The organism is Salinibacter sp., from assembly GCF_036626415.1.
GTDB lineage: Bacteria > Bacteroidota > Rhodothermia > Rhodothermales > Salinibacteraceae > Salinibacter.
Genome location: NZ_JAZKRW010000216.1, coordinates 1 through 3,163, shown reverse-complemented (window position 1 = coordinate 3,163; position 3,163 = coordinate 1). Strand labels below are relative to the sequence as shown.

At 68.1% G+C, this 3,163-nt stretch carries 2 protein-coding genes; both read left to right on the top strand.

The annotated features are described in order from the left end of the window. Positions 1-228 precede the first annotated feature (228 nt). Positions 229-1,260, top strand: a complete 1,032-nt coding sequence (locus V5A20_RS13815) for an NAD-dependent epimerase/dehydratase family protein (protein ID WP_332327623.1) — start codon at positions 229-231, stop codon at positions 1,258-1,260. Between the two features lie 75 nt (positions 1,261-1,335). Continuing rightward, positions 1,336-3,163, top strand: a 1,828-nt coding sequence (locus tag V5A20_RS13810; protein ID WP_332327622.1) for a hypothetical protein, incomplete at its 3' end; no start/stop codon positions are given.

Genomic DNA, 3,163 nt, shown 5'->3' with positions numbered 1-3,163 from the left:
CGGGAATGGGTGTTCGGTCACGGTCGTGTGTACCCTGGTGAGCGGGCCCGAAGAGAGATCGTAGGGCGAGCGGGTAGAACCTCTGTGAATGTTGCCGGGCGGGGCTTCCGTTTCTGGGCGCTGTCACCTAACATACATCTGATTACGGTAAATTACAGACTTGTCTCTTCCCATGCCCCCGCGTCCTGGGGGTACGGAGGGTCCTCCTTCATCCTCACCTCGTGCCGCATGCGTTACTTCATCACCGGTGGGGCCGGCTTTATCGGCGGGCACCTGACGGATCGCCTTCTCGAGGACGGGCACCACGTCCACGTGCTCGACAACCTGTCGACCGGACGCCTCGCCAACCTCGGCCGGTGGGCCGGCCACGACCGGTTTTCGCTCACCGTCGGCGACGTCCGCGACGAAGACGCGCTGGAGGCGGGGGTCGCGCCCGCCGACTGCGTGGTGCACCTGGCCGCCGCGGTCGGGGTCAAGCGCGTGATGGAGAAGCCGGTGGAAACGATCCAGACGAACGTGGGGGGGACCGAGGGGGTGCTCGAGTGTGCCCGCGCCCACGATACGAAGGTGCTTCTGGCCTCGACCTCCGAAATCTACGGCAAGGCGATGCAGACCGACCCGTCGCTCGACGCCCTGAGTGAGACGGACGACTGGACCCTCGGGGCCCCGAGCAAGCGCCGCTGGGCCTACGCCTGCTCGAAGGCGATGGACGAGTTTCTGGCCCAGGCCTACTCCGACGAATACGACCTGCCCGTGACGTGCGTCCGCTTCTTCAACACGGTGGGGCCGCGCCAGAGCAGCCGCTACGGCATGGTGATTCCGAACTTCGTGGAGCGGGCCCTCGACGACCGCCCCATTCAGGTGCACGGCGACGGCACGCAGACGCGCTGCTTCATTCACGTCCACGACGCCGTGCGTGCCGTACGGGGCCTGCTGGACACCCCAGAGGCAGAGGGGGAGATCGTGAATGTGGGGCGCCCGGACGAAGTCTCGATTAATCAGCTCGCCGAGCAGGTGCGCGCAGTGGCCGAGTCCGCCTCCGACATTACGCACATCCCCTACGAGGACGTCTATGGGCCGGGGTTCGAGGACATGAAGCGGCGTACGCCCGACATTTCAAAGCTGAAGGAGATGATCGATTTCGAGCCCACCCATTCACTGGAAAACATTTTGCAGGATACGATTGCGGACGTCCAAACCCGCCAGAACGACCCCGATCCCCAGCCGTCCCTGGAGCAATTCGACGGCACCGGGGCATAGTTTCCGATCGTGACGTCCGCGTGACGAGAACGCGGCGCTCCGATTCCGCTCTTCCGCACCCGACCCCTTCCGCGTATGGCCCCATTGCAACAACACGTATTGAGTGATCTCGGATGGGCCCTGCTCCCTTCGGCCCTGGGAGTGCTGCTGCTGACGCCGCTCGTGATTTGGCTCGCCCGGCGGCTGGAGTGGGTGGCCTATCCCCGCGAGGATCGGTGGCACGGGCGGCCCACGGCGCTGATGGGCGGCATCGCGATCTACGGGGCGGCCACCATTGGCCTCTTCGTCGCCCTCCCGCCCGAGGACGTGTGGGCGGTGTGGAGCGGGGCGACGCTCATGTTCGCGGTTGGGGCGGTGGACGACCTCGCCCGCATCCAGCCGGCCGCGAAGCTGGCCGCGCAGGTGGTGGCCACGGGGCTCCTCCTGTACGCCGGCTACGCGTTCGGGGCCCACTGGCCGCTCTGGCTCTCGCTGCCGGTGACGCTGCTCTGGGTCCTGGGAATCACCAACGCAGTAAACCTGCTCGACAACATGGACGGCCTCGCCGCGGGGATCGCGGGCATCGCCGCCGTCGTGATGGCCGTCTTTGCGGGGCTGACGGGCAGCGCGACGGCCGTGGCCCTCGGGGGCGCCGTCGGCGGCGCGGCGCTCGGGTTTCTGGCGTTCAACTACGAGCCCGCCCGCATCTTCATGGGCGACTGCGGGAGCCTCTTCCTCGGCTTTACGATCGCGGCCCTCGCGCTCGTCGTGCAGCAGCAGGCCGCCGGGGTCGGGCAGCTCGCCGTGGGGCTCGTCCCCCTCGCGGTGCTGGCGGTCCCAATCCTCGACACGACGCTCGTCACCTGCATGCGCAAGCTCGCCGGGCGGCCGGTGTCGCAGGGCGGGCGCGACCACACGTCCCACCGGCTCGTCTTTCTGGGGCTCTCGGAACAGCACGCCGTCCTGACGCTGTACGGCCTGAGCCTCTGCTCCGGCGGCCTCGCCCTCGTGGTGCTCTTCGTCGACGTGACGCTCTTCTACGCCCTGAGCACGTTCCTGGGCATTGGACTCGGCGTCTTCGGGATCCACGTCGCGCGGGCCAGCGTGCAGCGGGCGGGCGATGCCCGGGGCGACGGGCGGTCGGCCACGTCTCTCGATCCGCGCCGGGTGCTCCACGACCTGTTCGGCCATCGGTGGAAGGCCGCCGGGGGAATCCTCGTCGACGCCCTGCTGGTCGGGGCCGCCTTCGTCGTGGCGCACTACCTCCGGTATGAGGGCGGCCTCACCGCTCTTCGGGAGACCCGCATGCTCGAGGCGCTCCCCCTCGTCGTGGGCGCAAAGACGCTGATCTTCTACGCGATGGGCCTCTACCGGGGCATCTGGCGGCACGCCGGGACGCCGGAGCTGGTGCGCACGGGCACAGCCACAATAGTGGCGGGGGGCGCGGCGTTTGGGATATATATCGCCCTCCACGGGTTGGGGGCTGTGTCGGTGTCGGTGCTCGTCATCGACTGGATGACTGTGACCCTCGCCGTCGTGGGCGTGCGCTTCGGCTTCCGGGGCCTGCGACAGTATTTTGCGGCGACCCGAAGCGGCGGGCGACGCGTACTGCTGTACGGCGCCGGCGACGCGGGCATGCTCACGCTTCGCGAGCTCCGTCGGAACGACGCCCTCGACCGACAGCCCGTCGGCTTCATCGACGACGACCCGCTCAAGCAAGACCGGACCATCCAGGGACTGAAGGTGCGTGGCACGGGCGACGAGCTCGTGCAGGTCTGCCGCGACCACGACGTCGACGAGGTGATTGTTACCACCACGACGATGCCGAAAGACCGGCAGCAAGCGGTCTCCCGCCGGTGCCGCGACGCCAACATTCCGTGCACGGCGTTCAATGTGACCGTCGAGCCCCTTCAGGCAGACCGCC

Excerpts from the sequence above, each read along its gene's own strand:
- V5A20_RS13815 (WP_332327623.1), top strand. The coding sequence starts at position 229 with ATGCGTTACTTCATCACCGGTGGGGCCGGCTTTATCGGCGGGCACCTG.